Origin of the sequence: Herbaspirillum seropedicae, assembly GCF_001040945.1 — a bacterium.
In the GTDB taxonomy this organism is placed as follows: domain Bacteria; phylum Pseudomonadota; class Gammaproteobacteria; order Burkholderiales; family Burkholderiaceae_D; genus Herbaspirillum; species Herbaspirillum seropedicae.
On sequence record NZ_CP011930.1, the window covers coordinates 4672886 to 4692933 of the forward strand.

Sequence of the window (20048 nt, forward strand, 5' to 3'; positions counted from 1 at the left end):
CGTCAGACAGACTAGGATGATAGCCCGCCGAGAATATCAATTCGAACGCTAGGGGGCGTCATTGACTACTATTAATTTCAAGAACATCCGCAGTACCCCGACAAGCCAACGTGATAGCTTCGAAGCACTAAGTGTTCAGCTATTTAGGAAATGCGCCAAAATCCCGACAAACTCCAGTTTCATCAGCCTCCGTGGAGATGGTGGAGATGGCGGCGTTGAAGCATACTTCCGAACCCCAACTGACACGGTCATTGGCGTCCAGGCAAAATACTTCTTTAAGCTAGATGCGCCGGAGCTTACGCAAATTGCGGACTCCCTTTCAGCCGCGCTCAGCAACCATCCGACGCTAGCTGAATATCACATCTACATTCCGTTCGACCTCACAGGACGCGTGGCAGCCGGCAAGCGAGGAAAGAGTCAAGCGGAGCGTTTTGAGGAATGGAAGACCAAAGTTGAATCGGCAGCTGCTGAAAGTGGTCGACCTCTTCTAATCATCTTAGCGACTGCTGCCTCCATACAAAGTCAGCTTCAAGAAATTGATATATATGGTGGTGTTAGAAGGTATTGGTTTGATGAGACAACCATTACCTCTCACCAAATCGGCCATCTTTTGCAGCAAGCAATTGAGTTCGCAGGGCCGCGATATACGGCAGACCTTGATATTGAAACTCACGCTCATACGGTCTTAGATATATTTAGCGGTATCGGTGATTACCATACGTGGGTCAATGAATCACTTGAACCTCATATTTCAAGACTCCAATCAACGCACGACTACGGAGAAGAATCACTTCAAATCCTGCCAGAAGAGGATAGGACCAAGACCGCGGCGCTTTTGGACGAATTGCTCGCGCTCCTGAATGTTCTTGAGAATGAAAGTCAGATGTCGCCAGCTCTCGCACGCTTGAGTTGCTCGAGCAACTCTCACCGCTACTCAGCGAACATCGGTCACTGCAGGAAACTGCTTTCTTCAAACAGCACGGCCCAAATTCCGATACCCCTGGCTTTCGTCAATTTCATGCTGAGTACAACGTATCATTTCCTGCGCAAGGAATGGACAGCGCTCGCACATACGAAAAGGTGTGCAACGAATTAAAGCGTGTACTGACATCTGGTGAATTTCGCGCCAGCACGGTGAGCTCTCTTCTTCTCACTGGCTCGGCCAGCATCGGGAAGACTCATGCAATTATCAGCGCCGCAAATAGGCGCTTGAAACGCGGGGGCATGTCGCTGGTCGTCTTTGGCGAAAATTTCGATGGCAAAGAACCTTGGGAGGTCCTTCGTTCCAAACTTGGCTATGGCAGCAATATGGGACAGGATGAGCTGTTCGAGACGTTACAATCCTCTGCCGAGCATACCGGCCTGCCATTCGTCATATTCATTGATGCGCTCAATGAGTCCACCGAAAGACGCCGGTGGAAGGGAAATCTGCCTGCACTCATCCAGTCGCTCAAGCCGTATCCTGGAATCAAAATATGCGTTTCTGCGAGAGATACCTATTTAAGCCAGGTCATGGATACGACCTTTAAAGGCCTGGAATTCAAGCATGTCGGGTTCGCAGGAAAGGAGTTTGCTGCGCTCCAAGCATTTGCCAAGTATTACGGGCTTGATGCCGAAATCACTCCCCTATTCTCACCAGAACTGCGCAACCCTCTTTTCCTGCAACTGACATGCAAGACATTGGTTGCCGAGGGTCGGCATACACTAGACCTGTCTTTACCAGGCCTCACTTCATTAATTGAGAGTCATCTGAATCATTGTGATACGAGCGTTCGAGAGCGGCTTCAATACGTGAATCCGAGGAACGTGGTTCGCTCCTCAGCGATGGCTCTGTCGCGACTCCTTAATGAGAGGCCCGGGCCAGAAAGGACTTGGGAGAACTGCGTTGACGCGCTTAGACCTATTATTGGTGCCGAGGCCAGTGCTGAATCGCTTCTGAAAGAGATGGAGCATGAGAATCTGGTCATTGTCACGATTCATCCCAATGATGCAACGTCCGTTCGTATGGGATTTGAGCGCTATGGCGACACACTCCGTGCTTTGCGGCTGCTGGAAGAAAATGCCGGTGCCGGTCAACTAGATGTCGCCGCGCTCGCTACCTACCTCGCAAAAATCGATGATAGCGAAGCTGGGTTACTCGAAGCGATAGCAGCTGTTCTCCCAGAACGCTATTCGATTGAAATTACCTCGCCAAAACTGGGGCTCCCTAGCGAGCGCGCCCATAGAGCATACGTCAGCTCTCTGACATCTCGGTCCAGGGCTAGCTTCGACGAGGATACAAATTTCCGCATCCACAATTCGCTGCGCACAGAGGGACTGTGGCTGGATGTGTTCGAGGCGTTTTTCAGCCTTTGCTTAGTACCGGGACATCCGTTGAACGCGGAGCTTTGGTGGGCGGACTTCTTCGGAAAGCAGACCTTAGTTGAACGAGATGTGAATTTGACGTATGCGGCGCATGATTCTTTCAAGAAGGATGCTGCTGCACGCTCTCTGATTAACTCTGCCTTGAAAGCGAACATATCTATCTGGCCAGCTGATAGTAGGCGCCTGGCAGTTCACGCCCTGGGATGGCTTACCTCGTGTAGCGACCGTCGGATTCGCGACTTGTCTGCAAAGGGAATGGCTCGAATTCTGGAATTTGAGCCAGCATTGGCTGAGGGGCTTGCAAACTCATTCGCTGCGATAGATGACGACTACATCAAAGAATACGTATGTCTAGCCATTTATAGCGCATACCTTTTGAAACGCGATGAGGAGGCGTCCTTCATTCGAGCACTGGAAGCAGTGGTGCGTAATGGTTGGGTTGACTCGCCGAATGTTCTGATTCGCGAGACGGTTCAACAACTTGCGAAAGCGATTCGTAAGCAATGCCCATTAGATGAAACATTGGTTGTTTCGCTTTCCGGTGTAAAACAGTCGCTTCCAACGGTCTGGCCCAAGATGGCAGATGTCGAGCCGCTTCTTGAGGATATGCCATACAACATGAAGCTCTGGGATAGTGGACTGGCGCCTGATTTCTGGCGATATCAAGTTGAATCCAAGATATTCAACTTCAATTTAGAAGCTGCAGGGATTAGCCGTGAGAACATCGCATGCTGGATTATGAGTCAGGCGTTTCTCTTCGGCTATCCAGGGAAGGAGAACCGAGGACTTCAGATTGATAGATTCTTCGCGAGAGAATACGGCTCCGGTCGCGCCCGGGAGGGATACGCCGAACGTTTAGGGAAGAAATATTATTGGATTGCGCTCCATAGGCTTCTTGGAATCCTGGCGGACAACGTCTCTGTCGAGTCCAAATATTCCGACGAGGTGTTCTCCCCAGACCGCTCCTGGTCCATGGATGTGCGTAAGGTGGACCTCACCGATGTTCGCGATATCGCTCCCGCGAAGTCATATCCCGATGAAATTATCGAAGGTGGCCGCTATGCGTTCCCAGAGCGCACCAGCGATACCATCGCGTGGGTGAAGGCTCGAGACTTCTCACCGCATCAAGATTGTCTCTTGCGAATCGCAAACGACAAATCCGAATGGGTTCCATTGTGGTTCAGCGCCAGAGATAACGACAAAAATCCACATGAGTCATCGTGGAGTGGCGATTATCTCAATGTCGATTTGTTTTACAAAGCCATGTTTGCAAGGGCCGACGGCCTAGAAGCAAGGAACACACGCCAAGAGCTTGAAAGACTTGGGCAACATGACTGCCATCCATACAAAGGCTACTTCGCTGAGTATCCCGATGGCGATGTGTACTCTCAACTCGCTGATGAGGGTTATATGTACCTGGGGCGAAATGGAACATCGTTGGCGATGGTTACGCTTCTGCGAGGTAACGAGTGGGACTATGACTATTCGTGGGAAAGCCGCGCCGAAAGCCTCAACGTTCCATCACCCGACATCATCAGGACGCTCAAACTTCATTGGGACCATCAGCGCGGCTGGTTGAATTCAGCTGGCGAGCTAGTGGTTTTTGAAACTTCCGCGGAGAAGCGCAGTGGCCTATACATCCGTCGCGAAGATTTGCTGCAATATTTGGACTTGACGCAATCCGTGCTGGTTTACCGCGTGTTTGCAAACAAGGGGCACATTGACCAACTTGGAGTTTCGCCGCAAGTAGACATCAATACGCTGCTTGCATATTCCCCCCGAAATGCTCATGCAGTAATTGGGGAAGATGTCAGCCCCTGTAATTGTGAATCAATGGAAAAGTCTTGATGCCACAGCACACATGGTGAGAATATGTTGCTCAGCCGGACGCTATGGAGGTCGTATTTTGTCAAATATCAAACATCAAACATGGAGTCATTTGTGAGTTTAACAATCAGCGACATTCAGGCTGGAGACGTTTTGCTTTGCTATTCGCACATGACTGCTGGAGAAGATACAGCAGGTGAGACTGGCTACTCCCACGCAGCAATAGCTTTACGGGACGGACAAGTGCTCGAAGCGTCCAACTCGGGTGTGAAGGTGGTCTCGGCAAAGCGGCTCCTCGACGACTATGACCACATCGCGGTACTTAGAGAATACGATACCAGTGAGCTCTGGGACGAAACCAGATTGAACTCGCTGCACGAATTTGCGGCTCAGAACATAAACAAAGGCTTCAACCAGACAGGCTTAATGAGGTACCACAGCCGAAAAGAAGGTTACCAAAATGACCAAATGAAGCGAATTCGTGAGCACTTTGAGGGGACAGCGCCAGCAGTTGCAAGTGACCGAGGAGTTTATTTTTGCTCTGAGCTCGTCACCGCTGCATTTATTCATGTGGGGATAATTCTTCCATCAAGCGCAGTAGTATTTACACCGGAAACATTCTCGCCTAGCGACGTGGCCAAAGACAAAGCGTTTGGCTTCTTCTGCGGTTACGTAAAATCCACCCAGAGCTACGTTATTCCGGAGGGTGACTTCTTCAAGCACCACATATAGTTGATAGCTTCCTTGCCGCCCAAATTACCCAAGGTACTTCGTCGTGCGGAGGCGGCGAAAACATCGGAGGCCATGCCGGTGCGCTCCTGCCGTTACTTCGCGCCCCTAGTAGTCTGCACTTTCCACTCATCCGCTATAATCTGCTGCCGCAATTTGGCATCGAGATACTGTTGTTCGGACATCAGCTACCAGCCCGTTGGCCGGAACCAACCAACGACGCAACTTGTGTCGCGGAGCGCAATTTGAATGTGGGAGTTCTTGTGAAACGCTGATGGGGAGCAACCGGTTCACCTTGTCGGAAGGCGCCGCGCACCGCTTGATATGACACTCTGTCAAGCCTGCGTCGTCGCCGTTCGCCCATCCCAGCGGCTACATCAGCATGTTCGAAGTGGTCAGGCGTGGGCCCGCACCGCTGGGAGGCTCGTTTCGAAATGCTGGCCCCTCATTACACCACTGATTGGGACCAGCTCCCCCAAGCGAGGTGGGCATGGACTTCTTCGTAATTCAAATGCGCCAGAACGGTATCGAGGTGAAGCGCGAGCTGCTGGGCGACCAACCACGACTCATTGGAGACCTCGTCATCACCAACAGTGACGATACTCGCGGCCGGTCAACGAGAATCGCCCGCCTTCAGAAAGAAAGTGGAGAAGTGCTGCTCGAGTTGCTAGACGCCCAAGTCGATGCATTCAAGGGCAGCCGCATGGTTCTTCGGGGAATCGAAAGCAAGCAAACTGCACAAGGGCACGCGGAATTCTTACAGGCTTGGCTCTGCATCGAGCCTCTCCCCCCCTCCGACCTCTCTCGAGCGCTTTTTCAAGGAATCAGGCGGTGACCGGCATTAGAATAAAGGCCATGGCAAGGCACTGCACTCATAGGGAACTACGGACCTCGGGGTGAGTGTTTCGGATGTCTCATTTTGCGAAACAGGTGATGCAATGGGTCAATCAAAACAACGAAAAAATGCATTCAAGCAAGAGCACCCACGTTGCATCTTCTGCGGCGGAGAACGCGAAACGACAACCGAGGAACATTGCCCGCCCCGGGCGCTCTTCAATCATAAGCATTGGCCAGAAGGATTTGTATTTCCATCGTGCGAACCGTGTAACAACGGTACTTCAAACGACGATGCAATAGTCGCCCTGTTGGCGCGCATGGACCCCATGAATCCAGAAAGGGGGGCGGACGAAAGAATTCCTGGGCTAATGCTCAACGTCCACAATCAAGGAAATGGCTTTCTATTGAACATGTTCAATGTCTCCACGAGGCAGGCGCGGAATGCAATGCGACGTCTCAACATGGCTCCTGCCCCTGGCCAGCTTCGACGGCATTCTGGTGTTGTGAACGTTCCGGCCCGCGCAGACGATGCTGTAATTGTTTTGGCACGCAAGCTGACGAAGGCCCTTTTCTATAGAGCAACCGGACGGCCATTTCCAGTTGATGGAGATATTCTTTTCAATTGGTTCACCAATGCGACATTGCTTGAGCATGGTGAAATTCCCGCACTGATGTATGCAGCTCAATTCCGCTCTGAATCGATACCGACCGTGCGTAGCGGAATCAACTTAGCTAACCAGTTCGACTGCCGCATTTCACTCTCACCAGACAATAATCTACTGATTGTCCAAGCCCTATTTGGCGCAACCTTCGGCTTCGTTACAGCCGCAAGTAGCACTCCTCGGCTCCTGTCTGACATCAACGCCAGATGGATAGCGCAAGAGGAAGGCTCTCTTTTCCGCAGCATATGAGACATCAATGAACACATCGAATTCGCCCAAATTGAAAGAAGCCGAAGAAGCCTCATTCGCTCACGGCATTTCTGAACTCATCGGAATGTCTGTCATGAACCTGGTGGAAAAAATGAGACCACCGCAAGAATCGACCGAACGGGTCAAGGCGGCCCTTTTTCTCAATATCTGCGAGAGCTTCCAGGCCGCAATCATTTTAGTTCGCCGAGACCTCTCGGCGCACTCGGGCCTCCATATTCGGGCAATGCTCGAATCCTTTGTGCACCTAACCATGCTCAACCGAGATTCCGTCTACTTGGCCCAAATGACCTTCGACCAAGTGAAAGGGCAGCTAAAGGTACAGGAGGCGCTAGCAGAGGACCCATTCATCTCCGCTGGCAGCAAGCAACGAATTGCGGAATATACAAAAGAGCTGAAAGTTAGATACGACGAACTGTATAAGCAAGGCTATCGTGCCAAAAAATTAGGCGACCTCATCAAGTTACATGAGGATGCGAATCTCTCCCACTACTACGCCAGCTACCAGCAGTTGAATAGCATGGCGCATTGGGACCTGACGATGCTGACAGACAGACACATGGAAAAAGACGGCGGGATGACTATATTTTCAAAAAGCTCGGATAGAGTGACCATCGCGGTCCTATTCACGGCAATGATGGTGATGGTGAGCGCTACAGCCGCAGTTGAGAAAGTGACGTCCTTTGCCGAAGGGGTCTATGAGAAAGAATTTGACTCGATGAACCAAGCTTGGGGACGCTACTTGGAACATACCGGGCCGCGACAGGAATGATGCAGACCCAACATTAATCAGGCCAGCTGATGTCTCGAGCGCGATACCGCGAACCACCCTGCCGACCTGACGAAAACGTAGCTCTGACCCAAAAGTAGACCATCTGCCAAAAAAATCTCACGGCAAAGGGCAATTCAGAAATCGAAACGCTTTTCTGACAACGTCCGTGCGACCGGGCTGATTATCTGCTACAACTGGCGATGTGAACAATATTTGCAAGCACACCGAATTCGAGTGCTTTGGAGAGCCGAAGGCAGTCTCTTAAGACTGGACGTATCCGCGGTCGCCCTTTGATTGTCTTCACAAAATCAAAAATATTTTGAATTCGCTCTGCATGCGAAGGGTGCGTAGAACTTTCCTCAAATTGCCGGGTACCAATAAGCCGCGAAACTCTTTGACACACCTCCATTGCACTGAAAAACAAAAGTGGACCGATAAATTGGTAAGCGAATGGATTTCCCTCCTGCTTACCGAAACTTGTGCAAAGCGCTAGCCCGACTACGTCGCAATGTAATTCCACATCCTTCTCTGACCAATCAGGAGGAGTGCCATTCGTATCAGGAAAATCTTCTTGCAGCAGGAAATGGCCAATTTCGTGGCCCAAAATAAAGACCTCCATAGCAGTGACCATAAGCATTCTTGCGTCACTCAATTTATCTGGAATCGCCAGTTTCCCAATGCCCAATACGCTTCCGCGTGTTGCGTATCGCCATGCTAAAGACGTCGCACTTCCTATCACGCCCCTTCGAACAAGCTTCGGAAGAACGTATTTCGCCGTATGCTTTCTGCGGCACACTCCTGCGAGCTGCTGCAACGACAACGTATATATTTTCCCCCAGTAATTACAGAATGAGTAAGTACCCTGACCTGCAAATAGCAGATGCCTTTCGCTTGAGGGCACCGCTGCCGGCGAAGCATCTACAGCAGGAGAGGTGGAGAAATATATCGGTAGTTTTGGGGCAATCTTGTGCTCTTCGGCCAGCTTGAGAAGCTTTTCTAGCAACGGCTCGAAAATCCTCTTTCCGAACACGTCCTGGTAAGGTCCCTGAGTGGACAAGTCCTGGACAGTCCACTCCATAAACCTCATTAAGCTTGTATCGACAGAGTGATTGCCAATTTTATTCGCAAACAGAGTATGCCGATTTTCTCTGAGCCATTTCGATTGCTCTTCTAAAAAATCTTCACTTCCCTCGGTAACAAGTTGCTTCTGTAAATATTCGACGTATCGATTTTCTTCAGTATCTTCAAGCATGTTCGCTTTGGCACCAACTTAGTATGACAACGGATTAACGGGATTGAAAATGAATCGGTGGATAAGCATATCGCCATTCTCGATGCCTGAGCGGCGAGCCCACCTGAAACACAATTGACAAACAGCAATGGTTCAGCCACCTCATCGTTGATTGCCATTAAGAAACGTCACAATAAGGGGAGAAGATGTCCAAGAAGTTGTTGTCCGTACTGGCAGCTAGCGCTGTGCTGCTTACCGGCTGTTTGATTCCAGAATCCTTCAAGGTCGAGGCCGACTTCGCTGCAAATGGTGACTACAGCTTTAGCTACGATGGCACGGCCGTGCATGCAATGGCCGCAGCGGAGGAAAAGCAAAAGGGTTCTTTGCGCGAGAAAGATGAAGAGGGGCTGAAGGCTGAGGCCACGAAGATGAAGAAAGACCCGATGGTGCAGTCAGCAGAATACTTGGGCCAGGGCCGCTACCAACTGAAGCTGCTAGCGAAGAAGAAAGCCGGCGAGAACATGAAGATGATGGATATCTTCTCCGTAACCCAGGGAAAGGACGGTGTCATCACAATTGCCTCGCCGAAGCTTGCGGCCAAGGATGTTCAAGAATTGTCCAAGCTGGGAATTAAGATTGATGGGACCCTGGAGGTTGTTTTGCCGAAGAATGCAACCATCATCTCTCACAATGCGACCAGCAAGCCAAAGTTCTTTGGCTTGTTCGGCACCTATGCTTAGAAGATTGGCTCACTGGACCAGCGAGCCGAGATGAAAATCAAATTGAACTGATATCCATCTCTGTTGATGAAAGAATGCCGGCTTGTGGCCGGCATTTTTTACATCCTCACCCGGCCTTTATCGCCATATCCAAGCGGCTCGACTTCCATTGCAAGAAGCTTTTTCTCCAAAATCCTGCTGCACTTGAAAGAATCCACTGCCGATTGAATCCAAGCGCCGGTCTGCCTTTCCAACCACGTAGAACCAGCTGCATCACACTCTTTGAGGCTCGCGTAATACCCCGAGAAAACAATCTGCTTCCGGGGATTTACCACCACGTCTACAGAAATCTCATCGAAACCGATATCTTCGACGCTGGCTCGCGCAGCATCGCCCGTGGGCAGCACAAAATCAAAGTCTAGGCGGAGGGGCGCGCGCGCGCCCCTCTCGTCATGTCCTGACCATCGATTGTCACCAGGACGGAGCGAGAAAATGCGCCGCCGCAATGCTTCGTTAACAGTGGCGACCATCAAATTTCTCCACGCCTTCTGACGCTTTGTTTTGTACTCGATATCGAATGAGTGCAAACAAACCGTTTCACGCATGCCCTCAATGTCCTCGGTATCGAAGTAAAAGCCTTCCTCGATTGCATATCCCAACTCATTGAGACGCGCCGTGAGACGCTCTTCGCATACGAAAAAGAACATGGGGTCATCACCTTGGTTGGCGATTTCCTTCAGCATAGCGGCGTTGGTATTGAAGCCAAGAGAGTACGCAATTGCCTCCGACAGATGAGAGGATTTGCACTCATCGAACCATTTGGTCAGGTCGGCTTTGATGGCCTTAACGGCCTTGGTAGAGAGCGGAATGCTCGCCATAGATACACCTCAATCAGTTGTGCGGCCGGAGTTCGTCATTACGCACCGACCCATGATTGAAAGTCAGAAATTTTTTGAAGCAATTCACCCTGTTTAACTCGACGACAAGTTGGGACCAGGAAGCCTAGCCGGAAGATTAGTCAGCCACAAGCTAGGTGTCAAGCGGTCGTCAAGAACACCGATTGTAGTTATCCCTGATTTGGCTGGAAAACGCTGTGGATAACTCAGTTTGCCTCCATCAAATCCTCGACTCCAACTGGGATTTCCGGATTTGCCAAATAATTAGGCAATGTCTGAATATTTATAGAGCGACGAGCCTTCGCTCAGCGCGAAGTCATGAGCTCTTGACGTCAACAAATTCCACCTTGACGATATCCGTTGCAGGCACTTGAAGGCCTTCGCCATTGAAACAACACATGCAGCTATCCGTCGGCCCACCTTCGTGAATTGTCGTATAAACATAGCTGATAGCAGAAGCAATACACCCTTCGTCGTCATCAGAATGGCCTTTAAATTTCACGATAGCGGGCCTTAATGCTTCGGAAAAGATACTAGTAAGATTGATGCGCGTGCTGCGTTCAAAGCCAGAACAGATGTCGGCGACGATTTCAGGCAATCCAAGATAGTCGTGCTGATGTGTGTCATCAGGAGAAAACAAGGCATCTCGAACGAGCATCGCATAAGGCCCCCAATGCTCCGAATCGTTCGCCTTCAGCGAATAGAGATATTCTCCTACGCCATTGGACTCCAGCACCTTGCGTAGTTTCTGCTTAGTCTCGGTATCCGGAATCACGCTAACAAGTACCTTCTTTATCTGCGGCAGGACCACGCCTAGCGGAAGAATTCCATCGGAAAAGGTGCTGCCTGGGAGCACACGTGTTCCATGAAACCAAAAAATCTCATCTAGCAGCGCTGGTCTACCAAAGTGGTCAATTACAACCGAATACAGGTAGTCTTTCAAATCCAGCATCTCTCGCCATTTGCTATCGTAAAAGGCGCCTATCTCGGGTAGGGTGAGAAACGCGCTTATACAGTCTGGCGACGCATTGAAAATCCGACCAAGACTTGCCAACGCAGAATCGAAGCTCTCGCAATCCAAAGTCACACCTGTCGCCACTTATCCCCCGAGTTGCTGTATTGTCATATCAGTATGGCATGAAGCTCAAAGCGAATGATGGCGTAACGCACCTTGGCTTGTGCTCAGCGACGAAGAAGCGTTGAGAGCAAATAGCCGGTTTCGGCCTGTTATGGTTTTCTATATCAAATAAAAATGGACAAGACCGAAATTCAGAACCACATCAACAGGCTGATGCAGTTCAAAAAAATCGAACAGATAACTGACGCGGTGGCGACAATCCCACCGCTGAAGATTCCGGGTAGCACGATGCTTGAATTGCTGGGTGTACTGACAAAGCACATCCAGAAAAACAAACGTCACGATGCGATTGCCACCCTAATGGTGATGATGCGTGCCGATGCCAATTGGACCATTTCACAGTTGAGGCGAAACGGGCACCTCCGCTCTTCAAAGTATGGCTTTCAAACAGCCGGGCTGTCGAAAATTGCGGAGGCAGCTTTGAAGGTCGCCCCAATCTTTTCGCTCAAATCAGAGTGGCGAGAATACCTAGAATCAGTCCTAGCGCTCTACGCAATTGGCCCAGCAGTGCGACGAATGAGGGCCAGCCTACTGCAACGGATGGAAGTACGTAAGAGGGTCGTCCTCAAATCCCTTCTCTCAATTGTTAACTACCGATTCTCAAGCCAATATCCAGGCGACTTGAGCCTCGACTCAGACGACTTCCATTATTGGACGCTAGAACATCTGGCCTCCGCCTTCTCGCTGCTATTCACCCTCTACAAGGAGGAAATTGGTGACGTGGCCCCCATCGCAATGCACGTGGACGAGCAAGCATCACGGACTAACGCGAATATCTATGCGTCCTTGTTGTCTGACGCTGCCAAGCTAGATGAATTCCGCGAAGCTGAGTCGCTCCTAGATTGCCTGCCTTACAAAGCAATAGCTATCGGCACTGACGTAACAATTTCTGCCGTAGATGCGGACATGGAGAAGTGCATTAGATTGGGCTATATCCAGACTGAATTGCAGTGGCAAGTCAGGAAGATACTGGCCCGAGAGCACTTCTCTAGCGCTGAAGCACCACGCCCAACAATGAAGGAGCTAGTAGAACAAGCCTTTTCGGTCGGCATGGGAGAGCTGGTGAAACTACGCAAAGACCCAATAACTCGATTGGTCTTTGAATTACCTATGCACGAAAAATTCTTTGAGCTGTTCACAGGAAGTGGACTGCTCATGGAGGAAGTGGCGATGCTGTACGGAACGGGAATTGATGTTTTCGAACCAGATGCTGGCTCAGCGGTAGAAATCACGGAGAAACTAGCGGCAATCGAGGTTGTGCGCGCTCAGCGCCTGTTCAGGCTAGTCGATGCAGTCTTTTCCCAAAAACTAGAAACCATCGCCGATGAAAAGAATAGATTTGCACTGGCGCTGCGCTCGACCATTACGGTGTTCAATCATGAGCAACTGGTAATGGTACTGGGAAAAATCCTACCAGAGGAAAAGGTCGAACCCGTAATCGCCTTACTGACGTTGGATGCGAACGACGGCTTTGTGGATATCCAATATCGGCCATTCATCAAGATTGGCACCCACTATGTTGTTCCGCCGGCCATTGTCGCCATGTCAAATCTCATTCGGAATATCGTAGTAGCCAACCGGCTTCGGACAGCAGAACAATTTGTCGACGACCCGATGCAATTAGCAGTGGAGCAGGCTCTGGTGGACGCCGGATTCCTAGCCAAGCAGAATGTGAATTTACCGGGGAAACTGGAAACAGATATCGTGTGCTGGCGAGATGATGAACTCTTCATCTTCGAGTGCAAAAACTCCTACCATCCATGTTCGGCGCACGAGCTTCGGTCGAGTTATACGCATCTCACGAAGGCCGCCTCGCAACTCGATTTACGCCTCACGCATCTAAGCGTTGCAGCTAATCAAGCACAGTTGTTCGCTAACCTCGGATGGAAAGTCGCGCCGACAACGAAGATTCATACTGCCATTATTACGGCAAATCGTATGTTCTCTGGCTATACAATCGGCGGCCATCCCGTTCGGCAAGCACATGAATTGCAGAACGTCTTAACGCGCGGCTCGATTGACCGAGGCGCTCTCCCATCGCTGCGGTTCTGGGTCGACGAGCATTTCCAAACTATAGACCTTGTTGAATATCTTCAGGGGAGGTCCATTGTTGAAGCTCAAATGAGCTTCCTCGTTGACGTCAAAAAGACCTACAAATTCAGCGGCGCCAGCCTAACCTTCAAGACCTATGCGATGGACCTCAGTACGAAGATGCATGAGCTGGAACAACGATTTCCGGTACAGGTATCGGAAGAAGCATGAGGAAGAAAGTGAATGTCCTGCCTCGAGGCAGGCCTCAGCATCCGAGGCTTAGCTGGCGGCCAATGCCACGAGGGAGTCGCGAAAGATGCGACCTCGCTATCCAACAGACTTGATGATGCCTGCCCGGGGTCGCGGCCGAAACCGCTTCACTCTTCAGATTTCGGCTTCCATTTTGGCTTAGCCGTTCTTTCGCCAAAGACCAACTTCCCTTTTGCTCCTGACTGGCGCCAAACAGGGGACATCCCAGTGAAGCGAGAAATCAAGTCTTCTTGACCAGGCGAAGAAGCATAGACGGCTTTATAAGCGAAACGGCAAACTGTCTCATTGATTTGGCGGACCCAGCCATCCTCTCGAGTCTCTGAATATTGAAGGCCATGCTTTGAAAATATCTCTTTATAGTCCGTCGAACCCAATATGAGGAGAGATGGGCTGATAGGGAACAGAAGAAGAACTGGCCCGCCTTTCTTAATCGCATACGGCTCAATGTCATCTGGATGTATAGAGGGGTCGAGCCAGATTACGGGATTGTCGCTCGTCAGAAATGGGACATCAGTCATGTTGTGGACAACACTCAAACCAATCCGGTCGAAGACATCCCTCGCGGCATTTATGTCATCCACCATTCCATGAATCGACTTGTGAGGGTCAATGGACACCAGGACCTCATCTAAGCGGCCACGCAATGACTCCGGCGGAGCAGGGATAGAACCCTTGGCCAGCAAGTGCTTGAAAGTTGCCTTGACCTGAGCCGCCAACTTCGCTTCAGTAGCGTCCCTGCTTGCAGGCACTCTGACGCGCTGCAAGAGGATAAATTCAAAGATATCGAGCAAACTTTCATTCACATTCTCGCGACGCCCCATGCGCTCGACGACCGGCGGCCATTTCCCCTCTATGACCGAGAACATATCCTCCAATCTGTTATGGTCGATGCTGCCTTCGGGAGTAGGCTGGGAATAGTAGTAGCGCTCAAAACCAGTTCCGTCCGGGTTCACCCGCAAAATCTTGCCTGGTTCGTCTTTTCGATAGACAAGAACTTTGCCGTCGCTACTCTCAAAAGCCCTAAGATATGCTTTTGGCACGAAGTGATGCCGCTTTTTTATGTTCACTACATCTCCCCCAGTAAGTTCCAGTCCGCCATTCCAGCCATGCCCACTTTAGCTGGAGACAAATAGAACATCGAATTTCGGATACTTTCATCTACCCCGGACTACGCTGGGGTCGTGGCGGCAGCCAGCCGGCCGCTGGTCCGACATGCACGTTGATGCCTTGTGCAAAAGACCTCTGCTTATAAGGCGGACCACGATACACAATGGCATCGGCCTTTGACGCTAGCTCTTTATACAGTTCGTTATCACTGTCGCAGGAATAAAGGAAGGCCACCGTGAATGTCTCTTCACCACTTTTTGCGCGAGCGAGGGCGTACATGGCCAATTCATCTGGCTCATCCATGTCCACAGACCAGCCTGCATCTCTCAATGGTCGAACTACGTCCTTAATACAATCCTCAGTCAGAACTGCCGCGCGGAGCATGACACCATCGTCCGTTGGCAATTCTGGGACCAAGCGCCCTTGCTGATGGAATATATTAACTTCATGAAGCACCAGAATTTCCTGCAAACGAAGTCGCAGCAAAGCCTGTTGCCACAGCAGCTCTCCGTCCTTATCTGCGACTGGAAAGAACAACGACACCTGGTTTGAATTGTCATGCCACGACTCAATTACGCCGAGGGTCGAAATTGCAACGACCAATCGCATGAAGTTGGCGCTATCCTGCCACTTTGACGACATCCCGTGAGCAAAGAGATGGCGATTTAACCAAGTCAGCCCATCGTATTTCCTAGTGTCTTGAAAGAACGATGATTTCAACCATCGCCGAAAAGTCTCAAATATGAAGACTCTTTCATCTTGGCTGAAAAGATACCTGAGCTCTCTATAGTCGCTGGGCACCCATTGTTCATCAAAATGAAGCTTGGCAGCGAGGTCGATAGCTCGGTCCACGACCTTGTCGATTTCATGCAATATCTGGGCATCATTTCCGGCCCCAGCAATGCGCTTAATTGCCCCCTCGAAGATTGGAATTAACGCGGCAATGCTTGATGCCCGACTACCGCTATAAAAACCAAGGTATGCCTCTCGGATTAATGGCACGAACTCCGCCAAAATTCGGGATTTCGGTAGAAGCTGCGCGATACACACGGCCTGAAAACCTACCGTGTAGATGGTCGACATGTGATATTCGAACTGTCGAAGCGCGCTTTCGCGGTCGCAGTTCATGACATCTTTCAAAAGTGGACCAATCTTGTCTTGAGCGACCCATAGCGGAGAAAACCATTCCATCTTCTCCCACAATGCGGCCACGCGATTCATATGCCCCAGGTTTACAACCCAATCAGGGTCCTCCCCAATCTTATAAAGGGGGAAGCAGGCTGTATTCTCTTCTGTCGACAGCACAATGGCAGGTGTAAGCCAAAAACTCCCCACCTTCTGAATCTCGAGGGAATGTACAGTGAGGGACATCACTTCGGCCCGCGCTTGAACCACCGATAGGTCGATATCCTTCAAGCTCGGCTGACCTGATAGCCACTTCCATAGCGCCTCGAACTTTCCCGCAATTTCTATCTTTGGATGTGCCATTTTTCTTCGCCATAGGACAACGTCATATCTTCGCGACAATCATAGACCAATATGAAAATTAGGAAAGCGTAAGTGCAAAGTGGAAAAATTGCGACGTTAAGTGATAGCCATCAACGGCAAGAACAGTCCTCTAAACCTTCATGGCGCTCAATACGGGCATGAGGCTGCCGCTTAAGAAATGCCCCAAGATTTGTTATTTCTCCAAACCCCTTTTCCTGTGTTCTGAAAACACTCATGCTTTAGCGCATGACAGCCAACATCTCCATCGAACCACACTGGTCAACCAGTTCCATTGAGTGCTGGAACATGCCGTTTTTCCGAACAAGATGCGCTTCGATGCAATTCATCGATATCAGTTCGAGTGACCATCAGAAGGCGATACTCAGCTTCTATGAAACAGGGAATGTCCCGACTGCCGTAGCCCCCTACGAATGGTCGAATCGGCACACGGTCAAAAAATATTTCGGCATGTACTCTGAAGGGGTTGGCGTATGAGAGATTCGATAGAAATAAAATTAGACATATCGCTACTTGGACAAGCAATGGCATTGGCTCGGGGAAAGTCCAGGGATGACGTAGTGAATGATTGCCTTAAAAGAGTGATTCACGCTGAGCTTGGGTTCATAACTCTTTCGGATTTCGAGAAACTTGTCCCGGACAACGAACTTGTATGGTCACGCAAGTCTGAACGTCAAATCGCAAAAATGGATTTACAACAATATCTTCGCTCTGAGGTTTCGTACAACCCTGCATATTTGGAAGAGTACGTCCCGAATCAGACCCAACTCCTTCCCACTGCTGTGAAATTCAAACTTCGGAAGCTTGAAGCAGCGCCGGAACCCTGTAGCAAAGAAGTTATGAGAGTTCTATACAGGAACGTAAGGCTTGACATGATATGGGGTTCAGTAAGACTTGAAGGTACTTCCTACACCCGTAGAGGTGCGGAAAAACTGCTCACGGGCTGCGAACACCCCCACACCAGAGAATCCGATGCTTTAGTCGGTCTTAAGCGCGCGTTCGACATCCTCTTCTTGAGCGACCATAAGTTGAGGCTTGACGTAAGCACTGTAAGAGAAATTCAGACCGCCCTAAAGGAGCCCGTAGGCAGGTCAGGGGACAGCATGGCGGGCAACCCCGCGCCAATGTTCACACACGCTATTAGCTCTGCTGATGAAATCGAGGAGCCGAAGAAGCTACTGGACCTGGTGATTGAGAAGGCGGCTGCCATTAGAAACCCATTCGAGGCTTCATTCTTCTTGTGGCTACATCTGTCCCACTTATTATGTTTCGAAGACGGCATAGAGCGAACTGCTCGCTTCGCTATGAACATTCCCTTGCTGGCGAAGGGCTACTATCCGATAACGTTCTACGAGGTAAATCGGAACGACTACGTGATGTCTTTGGTCGCGTACTTCGAGTCAGGTGACCCGTCGATAGCTGTGGACCTGTTCTCTTGGGCGTGTAGACAGTCGGTGCAGCGATACCCCGGATTCTATTTCGTTGCTGTCAATCACGAAGCGAGGTTTCTCCGATGAGAACCACCGCGGATATCGCCAACTATCTCCTAGACGCATGCGGGACGCTGGATATATCTGAAGAGGAGCTCGTCCACCGTAGTGGGCTAGAGCCACACATCGTGGCAGGCGTATTGAACGGCGAGGCTGACTACAGCATCACTCTCTTGGTGACAATTCTCGATGCGACCGACTGCGAGATGCTTATTTGTCCCAAGGTAGCTCTCAGAGGGATTGAAAGCCCGTATGGGGAGTTCGTGCCAGCGGAGCCCAAAGTGAAGACGAAAGTGCAGATTGCCATGGACAAGCTTCGAAAGACTTATGAAACCTAAATATAAATGGCGCGCTGAGCCACAACAATAATGGACCCCATACGTCATCTCCTGGTTGCCAGCTATGCACAGGCCATTGGAAACATCCGCTGCGACATACAGAGTTCAGATTTTAATTTCTACTATTACGCCCACTGGCAGCTCTCCACAGAGACTTTCCCACTGTCGCCTCACTTTGCGTTGAGTCAGGGCAGATTCAAGTCGAGTGCAACAGCCAACTTCATGATGAACCTATTCCCAGAAGGCGACGCCCGGATGGCTATTATGAAACACAGCCGACTCAACGCCGACAACGTTTTCTCCATGGCCTACCTCTTTGGAGCTGAACCAGCCGGCGCCGCAAGCTTTCTATTTCACAGCGGCACGTCTGCGCTGCCGTCATCTCAAGCACCATATTTGCGGGAAATCGACGATGACGAGCTTTCGGAGCGTATCCATGCCCGCCACCGCGGCGTTCCCTTTGCGCAGTGGCACGGGGCTTGGCACCAGTCGTTAGCTGGCGTTCAGGACAAGCTCCAAGTCATCTTCCACGACGAGAGGCTGTTCTTGGCCGGCGGCTCGCTCACTTCAACGCATATTTTGAAGCCTGAACCTCAAGGAGAAAGGACACCGCACTTGGTCGCCAACGAGCACTTCTGCATGTCGTTGGCAGCTGCAGTGGGTCTCTCAGTGCCGCATGTAAAAATCCATAGAGCTCCGGAGGCGGTCTTACTTATCGACCGCTTCGACCGGACATACGCTCCAGGTACCGACGTCTTGCAGCCAGGGCGGGTCGAGAGGACTCACATCATCGATGGGTGTCAGGCGTTGGAACTGCCCAGTTGGTATAAGTACGAATGCCTCGGGGGACATCAAAACCGCTCTCCAGAAAGGCGCTATGGAATCGATTTTAAAAGGCTCTTTGGATTAGCACCACATTTCGAAGATGCGTCGGCCGCCAAGTTGCTCATCGTTCGGTGGGCACTATTCAATCTGCTGATTGGCAACTCGGACGCGCATGGCAAAAACATCTCTTTCCGCCAGACAGCCAACGGCATCATGCCTGCGCCGTTCTATGACCTGGTATCTGTCCAGGTTTACGGCGAGAAGGTACTCCAAGAGATGGCGATGGCCTTCGGTGACCAGTTCCTCGCTGAGAAGGTCGGAGTCGCTGACCTAGCGGCTTTTGCCCAGGTCGCAGGAATTCCAATTGAGGATGTCATGGGCGAGTTGACGGGTATCGCAGCGGCAGTAATAGAGATGGCGCCGGCGCTGGCCGCAGACGCCTGCTATCTGGACGCAGAGCGGAAGCTGGTAGCCAATATCGCTACCTACGCTACCGGTCAGGCCAATAGGCTAATACAACTGTAACGTCAGAGGCTTGTGGTATCTGTCTTGCGTCTGTGATTGCGGACATGAAGCAAAATGAAGCACCTCTACTGACGCCTGCCAGGGTGAGGGAAGCGCGCGAGCTTGGTGAAAAGCTTGCCAGGCTGCACAAGGCGCGTCGTATGCGGCAAGCCGATGCTGCCTTGCGCGCCGGTATGGCCCGCTCGACGGCCGCACTCACTGAAAAGGGTGACGTCCGCCGTACGCAGTCGAAAATCCTGCGCTTCCTAGAAGCCATCGCACCTGGCCTCACACTCTTGAGTTTGCTGCAGGAATTCGACCCATCCCTGGCTGCACTGCGGGCTCGCGAGCTCACTCAACGCATTCGGCCGCTCAGCAAAGCCGAGCTCGGCGAGCTTGATTTCTGATGGCACCCCAAAGAATCGGTGCAAGCCGTTTCTGCACGAAATTCCGGATAGCCGAGAAGGTAGAAGCCCCGACTAGCGGGGCTTCTGGTACATCGGGTCCGATTCCTCTTACCTAGCGGTTGCTAGTC

Annotated in this window: 18 protein-coding genes; 13 read left to right on the forward strand and 5 right to left on the reverse strand. The window is 50.9% G+C overall.

What is annotated here, in order from left to right:
• The first annotated feature begins 61 nt into the window (after positions 1-61).
• The 7 genes from ACP92_RS24985 (at position 62) to ACP92_RS20390 (ending at position 7458) form a co-directional block, all read left to right on the forward strand.
• Complete coding sequence (locus ACP92_RS24985) at positions 62-1096, forward strand: hypothetical protein (protein ID WP_208857374.1); 1035 nt, start codon at positions 62-64, stop codon at positions 1094-1096.
• A 128-nt stretch (positions 1097-1224) separates the two neighbouring features.
• Entirely contained in the window at positions 1225-4212 is a 2988-nt protein-coding gene (locus ACP92_RS24080; RefSeq protein WP_208857375.1) for an ATP-binding protein, read from the forward strand.
• A 93-nt stretch (positions 4213-4305) separates the two neighbouring features.
• The gene (locus ACP92_RS20380) at positions 4306-4923 is read left to right on the forward strand and encodes a C40 family peptidase (protein WP_156181815.1); all 618 of its coding nucleotides are present in this window, start codon (positions 4306-4308) and stop codon (positions 4921-4923) included.
• A gap of 398 nt (positions 4924-5321) precedes the next feature.
• Positions 5322-5426, forward strand: coding sequence for a DUF4113 domain-containing protein (locus ACP92_RS25330; protein ID WP_081441927.1), 105 nt, complete (start codon positions 5322-5324; stop codon positions 5424-5426).
• The gene (locus ACP92_RS20385; protein WP_041311242.1) at positions 5411-5755 is read left to right on the forward strand and encodes a hypothetical protein; all 345 of its coding nucleotides are present in this window, start codon (positions 5411-5413) and stop codon (positions 5753-5755) included. The genes ACP92_RS25330 and ACP92_RS20385 overlap by 16 nt, the downstream gene beginning before the upstream one ends.
• 61 nt (positions 5756-5816) lie before the next feature.
• On the forward strand, positions 5817-6668 hold the full coding sequence (locus tag ACP92_RS24740) for a hypothetical protein (protein WP_013236018.1): 852 nt from the start codon (positions 5817-5819) through the stop codon (positions 6666-6668).
• Positions 6669-6675: 7 nt separating this feature from the next.
• Positions 6676-7458: a DUF5677 domain-containing protein gene (locus ACP92_RS20390; protein WP_013236019.1), complete on the forward strand. Its 783-nt coding sequence runs from the start codon at positions 6676-6678 to the stop codon at positions 7456-7458.
• A gap of 181 nt (positions 7459-7639) precedes the next feature.
• Here ACP92_RS20390 and ACP92_RS24745 read toward each other — a convergent pair whose 3' ends face one another.
• The gene (locus ACP92_RS24745) at positions 7640-8710 is read right to left on the reverse strand and encodes a M48 family metalloprotease (RefSeq protein ID WP_013236020.1); all 1071 of its coding nucleotides are present in this window, start codon (positions 8708-8710) and stop codon (positions 7640-7642) included.
• Between the two features lie 185 nt (positions 8711-8895).
• Here ACP92_RS24745 and ACP92_RS20395 point away from each other — a divergent pair, with 185 nt between their 5' ends.
• On the forward strand, positions 8896-9429 hold the full coding sequence (locus ACP92_RS20395; protein ID WP_013236021.1) for a hypothetical protein: 534 nt from the start codon (positions 8896-8898) through the stop codon (positions 9427-9429).
• A 98-nt stretch (positions 9430-9527) separates the two neighbouring features.
• Here the strand turns inward: ACP92_RS20395 and ACP92_RS20400 are convergent, their stop codons facing one another.
• Together ACP92_RS20400 and ACP92_RS20405 are read right to left on the reverse strand one after the other, a co-directional pair.
• The gene (locus tag ACP92_RS20400; RefSeq protein ID WP_013236022.1) at positions 9528-10286 is read right to left on the reverse strand and encodes a hypothetical protein; all 759 of its coding nucleotides are present in this window, start codon (positions 10284-10286) and stop codon (positions 9528-9530) included.
• Between the two features lie 334 nt (positions 10287-10620).
• Positions 10621-11256 (reverse strand): hypothetical protein, encoded by a 636-nt coding sequence (locus ACP92_RS20405; protein ID WP_041311244.1) that lies wholly within the window; start codon positions 11254-11256, stop codon positions 10621-10623.
• 300 nt (positions 11257-11556) lie between these two features.
• Here ACP92_RS20405 and ACP92_RS20410 point away from each other — a divergent pair, with 300 nt between their 5' ends.
• Positions 11557-13704, forward strand: coding sequence for a hypothetical protein (locus ACP92_RS20410; protein ID WP_041311245.1), 2148 nt, complete (start codon positions 11557-11559; stop codon positions 13702-13704).
• A gap of 146 nt (positions 13705-13850) precedes the next feature.
• On the opposite strand, the gene ACP92_RS20415 is transcribed toward ACP92_RS20410, so the two are convergent.
• On the reverse strand, positions 13851-14810 hold the full coding sequence (locus ACP92_RS20415; protein WP_013236025.1) for a DUF4238 domain-containing protein: 960 nt from the start codon (positions 14808-14810) through the stop codon (positions 13851-13853).
• Positions 14811-14901: 91 nt separating this feature from the next.
• Positions 14902-16338 carry a hypothetical protein gene (locus ACP92_RS20420; RefSeq protein ID WP_013236026.1) on the reverse strand — a complete coding sequence of 479 codons (1437 nt, stop codon included), beginning with the start codon at positions 16336-16338 and terminating at the stop codon, positions 14902-14904.
• A gap of 491 nt (positions 16339-16829) precedes the next feature.
• On the opposite strand from ACP92_RS20420, the gene ACP92_RS20425 reads away from it, so the two are divergent.
• From ACP92_RS20425 to ACP92_RS20440, 4 genes are read left to right on the forward strand one after another with little or no spacing between them, the layout of a single operon-like run.
• A complete protein-coding gene (locus tag ACP92_RS20425) occupies positions 16830-17873 on the forward strand; it encodes a Fic family protein (protein ID WP_048348628.1) in 1044 nt (347 codons plus the stop codon).
• Positions 17870-18184 carry a hypothetical protein gene (locus ACP92_RS20430; protein WP_041311247.1) on the forward strand — a complete coding sequence of 105 codons (315 nt, stop codon included), beginning with the start codon at positions 17870-17872 and terminating at the stop codon, positions 18182-18184. The genes ACP92_RS20425 and ACP92_RS20430 overlap by 4 nt, the downstream gene beginning before the upstream one ends.
• A gap of 30 nt (positions 18185-18214) precedes the next feature.
• Positions 18215-19534: a HipA domain-containing protein gene (locus ACP92_RS20435; protein WP_013236028.1), complete on the forward strand. Its 1320-nt coding sequence runs from the start codon at positions 18215-18217 to the stop codon at positions 19532-19534.
• Between the two features lie 44 nt (positions 19535-19578).
• Positions 19579-19920 (forward strand): XRE family transcriptional regulator, encoded by a 342-nt coding sequence (locus ACP92_RS20440; RefSeq protein ID WP_041311249.1) that lies wholly within the window; start codon positions 19579-19581, stop codon positions 19918-19920.
• The last annotated feature ends 128 nt before the right edge of the window (positions 19921-20048 follow it).

Coding starts and splice junctions, on each gene's coding strand:
- ACP92_RS24080 (WP_208857375.1), top strand. CDS start 1,225: ATGTCGCTGGTCGTCTTTGGCGAAAATTTCGATGGCAAAGAACCTTGG.
- ACP92_RS20385 (WP_041311242.1), top strand. CDS start 5,411: ATGGACTTCTTCGTAATTCAAATGCGCCAGAACGGTATCGAGGTGAAG.
- ACP92_RS20390 (WP_013236019.1), top strand. CDS start 6,676: ATGAACACATCGAATTCGCCCAAATTGAAAGAAGCCGAAGAAGCCTCA.
- ACP92_RS24745 (WP_013236020.1), bottom strand. CDS start 8,710: ATGCTTGAAGATACTGAAGAAAATCGATACGTCGAATATTTACAGAAG.
- ACP92_RS20395 (WP_013236021.1), top strand. CDS start 8,896: ATGTCCAAGAAGTTGTTGTCCGTACTGGCAGCTAGCGCTGTGCTGCTT.
- ACP92_RS20400 (WP_013236022.1), bottom strand. CDS start 10,286: ATGGCGAGCATTCCGCTCTCTACCAAGGCCGTTAAGGCCATCAAAGCC.
- ACP92_RS20405 (WP_041311244.1), bottom strand. CDS start 11,256: ATGCTGGATTTGAAAGACTACCTGTATTCGGTTGTAATTGACCACTTT.
- ACP92_RS20410 (WP_041311245.1), top strand. CDS start 11,557: ATGGACAAGACCGAAATTCAGAACCACATCAACAGGCTGATGCAGTTC.
- ACP92_RS20420 (WP_013236026.1), bottom strand. CDS start 16,338: ATGGCACATCCAAAGATAGAAATTGCGGGAAAGTTCGAGGCGCTATGG.
- ACP92_RS20425 (WP_048348628.1), top strand. CDS start 16,830: ATGAGAGATTCGATAGAAATAAAATTAGACATATCGCTACTTGGACAA.
- ACP92_RS20430 (WP_041311247.1), top strand. CDS start 17,870: ATGAGAACCACCGCGGATATCGCCAACTATCTCCTAGACGCATGCGGG.
- ACP92_RS20435 (WP_013236028.1), top strand. CDS start 18,215: ATGGACCCCATACGTCATCTCCTGGTTGCCAGCTATGCACAGGCCATT.
- ACP92_RS20440 (WP_041311249.1), top strand. CDS start 19,579: ATGAAGCAAAATGAAGCACCTCTACTGACGCCTGCCAGGGTGAGGGAA.